The 7,631-nt window shown below is 44.5% G+C and carries 6 protein-coding genes and 1 pseudogene; 4 read left to right on the top strand and 3 right to left on the bottom strand.

The features are described from left to right. Positions 1–189: 189 nt before the first annotated feature. The 3 genes from glgB to psbH all read right to left on the bottom strand — a co-directional run bounded on the left by glgB (position 190) and on the right by psbH (position 3,354). Positions 190–2,466 (bottom strand): 1,4-alpha-glucan branching enzyme, encoded by a 2,277-nt coding sequence (gene glgB, locus O9324_RS05805; RefSeq protein WP_288139697.1) that lies wholly within the window; start codon positions 2,464–2,466, stop codon positions 190–192. Positions 2,467–2,806: 340 nt separating this feature from the next. Next, the gene (locus O9324_RS05800) at positions 2,807–3,055 is read right to left on the bottom strand and encodes a TatA/E family twin arginine-targeting protein translocase (RefSeq protein ID WP_061430888.1); all 249 of its coding nucleotides are present in this window, start codon (positions 3,053–3,055) and stop codon (positions 2,807–2,809) included. A 104-nt stretch (positions 3,056–3,159) separates the two neighbouring features. After that, positions 3,160–3,354, bottom strand: coding sequence for a photosystem II reaction center phosphoprotein PsbH (gene psbH, locus O9324_RS05795; protein ID WP_002736544.1), 195 nt, complete (start codon positions 3,352–3,354; stop codon positions 3,160–3,162). Between the two features lie 495 nt (positions 3,355–3,849). Here psbH and O9324_RS05790 point away from each other — a divergent pair, with 495 nt between their 5' ends. The 4 genes and pseudogenes from O9324_RS05790 to O9324_RS05775 form a co-directional block, all read left to right on the top strand. Beyond that, positions 3,850–4,449 carry a superoxide dismutase gene (locus tag O9324_RS05790; protein WP_287733347.1) on the top strand — a complete coding sequence of 200 codons (600 nt, stop codon included), beginning with the start codon at positions 3,850–3,852 and terminating at the stop codon, positions 4,447–4,449. A 745-nt stretch (positions 4,450–5,194) separates the two neighbouring features. Beyond that, entirely contained in the window at positions 5,195–5,989 is a 795-nt protein-coding gene (locus tag O9324_RS05785) for an alpha/beta fold hydrolase (protein WP_002789863.1), read from the top strand. Next, positions 5,949–6,845: a tRNA (5-methylaminomethyl-2-thiouridine)(34)-methyltransferase MnmD gene (locus O9324_RS05780; protein ID WP_288139696.1), complete on the top strand. Its 897-nt coding sequence runs from the start codon at positions 5,949–5,951 to the stop codon at positions 6,843–6,845. Before O9324_RS05785 ends, O9324_RS05780 begins: the two co-directional genes overlap by 41 nt. A gap of 558 nt (positions 6,846–7,403) precedes the next feature. Beyond that, positions 7,404–7,631, top strand: a pseudogene (locus tag O9324_RS05775) (transposase); the annotation flags it as partial.

The following is a 7,631-nucleotide window of genomic DNA, read 5'->3' as shown; positions in this document are numbered from 1 at the left end:
CTCCCCCTAGTTAGGGTGATCAGCAAACCTGATCGATCGGAGGGCGCAAGCTTTGCGCCCCTACAGTAACGGATTTTGTCCACAATGTAGGGGCGAACTGCGTTCGCCCAAAAGGTACATTATCAAAGCGCAAGTCCCTTAGTTTTCAGTTCACTGATTACTGTTTACTGATCACTGAAAAAAGCTTACCTATTCCCCAGAAGCATTAGGACTGATTTTGAGAACTAAAACCCCTAAAGGTGGTAAACAGAGATCAATCGAGTAGGGACGGCTATGATAGGACCATTCCTCCGTCCATTTACCGCCAAGGTTGCCCATATTACTACCGCCATATTTACCCGCATCGCTGTTAAAGATTTCCTGATAAAAACCGGGATGGGGTACACCAACGCGATAATGGCTGTGGGGTTGGGGAGTAAAATTACAGACCACCACCAGAAACTCCTGCCAATTTTTGCTCCAGCGCAGGAAAGAAACGACACTATGACTATTATCACTACAGTCGATCCACTCAAAGCCATCCTGACCAAAATCCTGGGTATATAAAGCAGGTTCACTCTTATAGATGGCGTTCAAATCAGTAAAAAAGCGTTTTAGCTGTTGATGGGGTTCGTACTGCAAAAGACCCCACTCCAAATCACCCCAAACATTCCACTCACTCCACTGGCCAAATTCCATGCTCATAAACATGGTTTTCTTGCCGGGGTGGGTAAACATATAACCAAATAATGCCCGGACATTGGCGAATTTTTGCCACTCATCCCCCGGCATTTTGCCAATCATATTACTTTTGCCGTGAACCACTTCATCGTGGGACAAAGCCAGCATATAATTCTCGCTGTGGTTATACCACATACTAAAAGTGACATTATTTTGATGGAATTGACGGAACCAGGGATCCATGCCGAAATAATCGAGCATATCGTGCATCCAGCCCATATTCCACTTCAAATTAAAGCCTAAACCGCCCATATAGGTGGGCCAGGACACCATCGGCCAAGCGGTGGATTCTTCGGCAATAGAGAGAATTCCGGGGAAATAGCTAAAAATTACATGATTGACTTGACGCAGGAATTCCGCAGCTTCTAAATTTTCCCGGCCACCGTACTCGTTAGCCACCCATTCCCCATCTTTACGACAATAATCGAGATAGAGCATGGAAGCCACCGCGTCCACGCGAATGCCGTCAATATGGTACTTATCGAACCAAAAAAGAGCATTAGCGACGAGGAAATTTCTGACTTCGTTGCGACCGTAGTTAAAAATTAAGGTTCCCCATTCCTTGTGTTCCCCTTTGCGCGGGTCGCCGTGTTCGTAAAGATGAGTACCATCAAAGAAAGCTAACCCGTGGCCATCTTTGGGGAAGTGACCAGGGACCCAATCCACTAGCACACCAAGGCCATTTTGGTGACATTGATCGACAAAATACATGAAATCTTCAGGATTGCCGTAGCGACTGGTGGGGGCAAAATAACCCGTCACTTGATAACCCCAAGAACCATCAAAAGGATGCTCGGCGATCGGTAATAATTCGATATGGGTGTAACCTAATTCTTTAACGTAGGGAATTAGTTTTTGGGCTAACTCGTAGTAACTCAAAAAGCGCGCCCCAGTGTTCCATTCCGACACGGGAACCGCTTCCCCGGACCCAGAAAGTAAACGGGGGGGTTCGGCACTAGAAGCGTGCAGCCAAGAACCGAGGTGTAATTCGTAAACGGAAACCGGTTGAGTTAAAGGATCGCTATGGCGGCGTTTTTCCATCCAATCGCTATCATCCCAAGTATAGCTATCTAAATTAGCCACGATCGAGGCGGTTTTCGGGCGTACTTCTTGGGCAAAACCGTAGGGATCAGATTTTTCGTAAATATGACCTTCCCAATTTTTGATCTCGTATTTATATTTAGTGCCAACACCGATTTCTGGGATAAACAATTCCCAGACCATATTATTACGTTTCCGCATTTGGTGATCACGACCATCCCAGTTATTGAAATCACCAATAATCGAGACGTTGCGGGCATTAGGGGCCCAAACTGCGAAATAAACCCCTTTAATACCCTCGATTTCGGCTAAATGCGCCCCTAATTTTTCATAAATGCGATGATGGTTGCCCTCCCCAAACAGATGTAAATCAAAATCGCTGAGTTTGGCAGAACGGAAGGCATAGGAATCATAGATTACCCGTTCCTGTTCCCCCTCGTGGATGCGTAATTGATAATTGTTCAGTTCACCGATATCGATGACGCACTCGAAAAAATGGGGGTGATAAGCGGTCGTCATGGGATATTCTTGTCTTTGGGACGGTAAAATAACCCAAGCGGCCGTGGTTTTCGGTAAATAGGCTCTAACAACCCATTTATTTACTTTTCCTTCTTCTAGGGGATGGGCCCCCAAAACCTCAAAGGGATCGTGATGGAGGTTGTTGACGATTTGATGGACTTGTTCGGGGGATACCACTATAGACATTCATTTACCACTCTTGACATCTACAATACTTATAGCAAGGAAATAGTCATTTTTTTGTTGCCTTCTGGGAATTCTCAAACTGATGGTATATTCTGCCTACTCATTCAACTATGGCCGTGACTGCTGCCAAAATTATCGTCATTGAAGACGATTTTGCGCTCCGAAACCTGATTTCCCCCTTTCTCGGTCAAAAAAACTAACAAGTAGAAATGGCGGCCGATGGTAAAACTGCCAATTTATTCCGGCTCTGGTCAATCTCGATGTTAATCTAGCGGATAGCCTCGAATTTGATCTACAAATTTATCGCCCAATCTTCTTCCTTTTTATCTCTACACAGTTCTTAACTGGAACGAGTTTGATCGCTAGGAGATTGACTTTCCTCTAATTGAGCTTTGATTTTTACCGAGTCTTCAATCTGCTCGGCCTCTCGCTTAAATTCACTTTCAAATTCCTTTGATGCTTCTTGAAATCCTCGAATCGTTTTGCCTAAACTGCGACCGATTTCTGGTAATTTTTTCGGTCCGAAAACTAGCAGGGCAATCAAGAGAATTAACCCCATTTCCGGTAATCCAATCCCAAAAATATTCATTTTTTTGCTCCTAATAAAAAACTCGCGGTGGGCAATAACCCACCTGCCAAAGTCCGAGGGATAATTCTGCCGCCAAAAATGGCGACGAGATTGTTGGAATCTGCTTACTGACCCCAATCTACATTAAATCCTTCTAAAATTAGGGAGGAGTTGTAGATCTGTAAAATAATCAGCAAAAAGACTAAAAACAGAGCCATAAAAACTCCCATCAGCAAGGTAGTTCCCCAACCGGGAGAAACTTTACCATATTCCGAGTTGAGGGGACGAAGGATTTCACCTAAGCGTGTACGCTGTGCCATAAGTTACCAAGAAAGATCTGTAAATGATAATTTTGTATTGATCCGTAATTTGACGAAGTGCCAACCGGTCAACCCAGTGAGATAAAATCTACTGCTGTTTCCAGTGGAGCTTTTTTGGTCTAATTCCTAACGGAATCGTTTTTCGCCTGCCCTGCCACGCCCACAAGAATCTGCAAGCGCCTACAGTACGGGAATTATTCTAACATTGTTTGGTGATCTTCTTAGGATTTAGGAGATGGTCGATGGGAGGATTTTTCAGTTATCAGTAATCAGTTATCAGTTATCGGTGAGGGGTTGGAGTTGAGGTGATGGGGGAGAAGGGAGATGGGAGAAAAAAGCTGATCGATCAGTGATCACTGATCAAGTCTCCTTCGGTGCTATGATTGAGGATGTAAAGTTTTATTGCAAAGGTATTCGTCTTGGTTAAGCTGAATACTGACAAAAGGTTAACAACACTACCTTAAACAAGCTCTCAAGAGAGGATACAGAGAACACATGGCTTACACACTTCCCCCTTTACCCTACGATTACACTGCCTTAGAGCCTTGTATCACCAAAAGTACCCTAGAATTCCACCACGACAAGCACCACGCCGCTTATGTCAATAACTATAACGGTTTGGTCAAAGATACGGAACTCGATGCTCTCTCTTTAGAAGAAGTTATCGTTAAGGTTGCCGGTGATGCTTCTAAAGCTGGGGTTTTCAACAATGCCGCCCAAGCATGGAATCATAGTTTTTATTGGGACTGCATGAAACCGGCGGGTGGTGGCACGCCTACTGGTGCTTTAGCCGATAAAATTAACGCAGATTTCGGTAGTTTCGAGAAATTTGTCGAAGCTTTCAAAACTGCGGGCGCTACTCAATTCGGTAGTGGTTGGGCTTGGTTGGTTCTCGATAACGGTACTCTCAAAGTTACCAAAACCGGCAACGCTGACAATCCTTTAACCGCCGGACAGGTTCCCCTCTTAACTATGGATGTGTGGGAACACGCTTATTATCTCGACTACCAAAATCGTCGTCCCGATTACATCAGCGACTTTTTAACTAAGTTGGTTAATTGGGATTTCGTGGCTGCTAATTTAGCGGCGGCCTAAAAATTTGGCTCAGTTAATCAGTTATCAGTTATCAGTTATCAGGGGTTGGCGAGCAGGCTGCATCTCACATTTGCAGGAATACCGACAATCAGCAATTATCAGTGACTCTTAGATGATTACAAATGTATCAGCAGCTGTCTGTAAGCATCCCACCGAAAAGCTAATGCGCTCCGGGGTTTGGGGGCGGCGCCACGCCCCCAACGGGTAGGGTTGATTCATGAATCAACCCTACTATGGATCAACCCTACTATGAATCAGCCCTAGGGGTTTGGGGGGTTCTGCCCCCCAAAAGCTGGGATTGAGTGATAAAATCGAAAGTAATGCCCGATTTTAGCCGAGAGTTTCCCCGTAAAAATCCCAATTGGTAGATTTACAAAAATGAGATGCACCCTGGGAGCAGAGAGAAACCATCCATAGGTTGGGGGTTAGTCTTACTATTAAAATTGGCAAATCTCTCTAACATTAATTAGGGTTTGCTGAATAAATGTGAAATGTAGGCAAAGTAAGGGTTTTGGGGCTTTTCTCCCGAAACAGGTGCAAGATTTTGAGAGAATCGTCGTTCAAAACCTTGCGTCTTCATCGGCCCGCGTCCGGTAGGGGCGAAGCATTCGGGCAATAACCTATCGGTGAAACCGTAGATTTTCTATCCGAATGCTTCGCCCGTACTTTTTCAGCAGACCCTAATTATCCTTAAATATAGATAACTAGAAAAAACTTTTTTAACATCGATCGCGCTTGTTGCACAATGGAACAACCTATCAGTTGGATTATTCCCCGTCATCCCCGTCCCGATTATCCCCTGTTTGTATTTTTACCCGGAATGGATGGCAGCGGCCAACTATACCATCGTCAGATTAAAAACCTTGCTCCTTACTTCGATCTGCGTTGTTTGGCGATTTCCCCGCAATATCTCGGCGATTGGGAGGAATTAAGCGATTGCGTGATTGCTTTATTGGCACAGGAATTAAAGGGACAATCGAGAAAAGTCTATCTCTGCGGTGAGTCTTTTGGTGGCTGTTTAGCCTTGAAAATAGCGACAAAATCAGCAAAATTAATTAAAAAACTGATTTTAATTAACCCCGCTTCTTCTTTTAATCAAAGACCTCTTTTAAGCTTGGGAATCGGTATCACCCAGATAATGCCCGATTTCATCCACGGCAGCTCGGCACTAACTATTTTACCCTTTCTCGCCGCTCTCGGTCGAATATCCCGGGAAGATCGCCGCTCTCTCCTCAAAGCCATGCAATACGTCCCACCGAAGACGATTAGCTGGCGTTTATCCCAGTTACAACGGTTTCAGGTTAGTGCCAGCGAGTTAAAAGATCTGCAATTGGAGGTGTTAGTGATAGCCAGTCAAGGAGATCGACTGTTACCATCGGTAGCGGAGGCTAAACGCCTAATTCAGCAGTTACCCGCCGCAAAATTAACGATTCTGCCCAATAGTGGTCATGCTTGCCTGCTGGAAACTGATATTCACCTCAAAGACATTCTCCATCACCATGCTTGTCTCCCCCGAAGCTTACCCGCAAAAAGTCACTGAGGATGGTTCTTATACCTTTTTTTCGACCGAATTCGGCGAATGTTATCATTCTACTTCCGGGGCAAGGGAAGAGGCTGAGAAAAAATTTATCCTCTCCAGTCGTCTGGCAGCAAAAGCAGACCAGAGCAATAATCTGAAAATTCTTGACATTTGTTACGGCTTAGGGTATAATACCGCCGCTGCGTTGGCAGCCATTTGGCGAGTTAGGGGGGATTGTCGGGTAGAATTATTAGCGTTAGAAAGCGATCGAATGGTTCCCCTAGCAGCTATTAGAGAAAATCTCTTAAATAGTTGGAGTCAACCAATTACCGAATATTTAAGTGATTTTGCCCATAATCACCGGCTAGACTTGCCTAATCTCACCGCTAAACTGTTAATCGGGGATGCGCGACAGACGATAAACAAGGTGATTGAGGCGGGTTTTCAAGCGGAGGCAATTTTTCTCGATCCCTTTTCCCCGGGTAAATGTCCGCAACTGTGGACGGTGGAGTTTTTAGCTTTAGTGGCCAAATGTCTGAGTCCGACGGGTTATTTAGTCACCTATTCCTGTGCTGCCTCGGTGCGAAGGGCTTTACAATTAGCAGGATTGCAGATTGGAGCCACCGATAGCGTCGGACGGCGATCGCCAGGGACAATAGCCAGTTTTTTGTCCTTACCCCCATCTCTATCGGCACAGGAACGGGAACATCTGCAAACTAAAGCCGCTATTCCCTATCGAGACGCGACTCTAACTGACCCAGCCGAAGTTATCATACAACGTCGTCGCAGCGAACAGGCTCTGTGTGACTTAGAACCGACTAGCCACTGGAAAAAACGTTGGCAAAGATCGTTTAATTCGATCGAAATCTCGGAATGAGATTAATGTAGGTAATAGGACAAAATTAATTTCTCAGTTAGGATAGACACTCTTGCACTTAGGGACTTGCGCTTTGATAATGTACCTTTTGGGCGAACGCAGTTCGCCCCTACATTGTGGACAAAATCCGTTACTGTCGGGGTGCAAGAAACCTGCGCCCTCCGATAGATAAGGTTTGCTTATCACCCTAAGTAGAAAGACATTGGGCGATTTTTGTCAATTGTTTTCGCTCTAAAACGAACTAATCAATTAAATCTCTTGCCAAATAACGATTTAGTCGATTTATGCCCCCCTATCGAACCATACCAAGTAACGAAGAACCATCCTTTGAGTATTGTAAAGTTTCAATACAAATATAGTCAGATATAGTCAGGCATAGTAATACATAGACATGAGACGATCAGACTAGGCAAAAAAAGCAGCAATAAGTTATCGAACGGCTTGGAGGTGGTGGAAACAAGGGAATTTAACAGGCTATCAATTGCCTTCTGGTACAATTATCACAACGGATGACAACCCTTCAAAACCCGACGCTGAGTTAAAAGACAACGGACAATAATGTTAGTAGCCGAAAGACACATTATCAAGAAAGGACATAGATTTTGGGCTGAGATAGATAATTTATCTTGGCAGTCTAAAAATCTCTACAACTCAGCCAATTATTTAATCCGACAAAACTTCATTTATGGTCATGGCTATTTGACCTATAATCAGATGGCCTCTCTCATGAAAAAGACAGAACAGTATCAAGCTTTACCCGCTAAAGTTTCCCAACAAGTTTTAAGA

Origin of the sequence: Microcystis sp. LE19-84.1B (assembly GCF_027531875.1) — a bacterium.
GTDB lineage: Bacteria > Cyanobacteriota > Cyanobacteriia > Cyanobacteriales > Microcystaceae > Microcystis > Microcystis panniformis.
The sequence above is the reverse complement of the archived record's forward strand: the minus strand, read 5'-3'. Positions and strand labels throughout refer to the sequence as shown.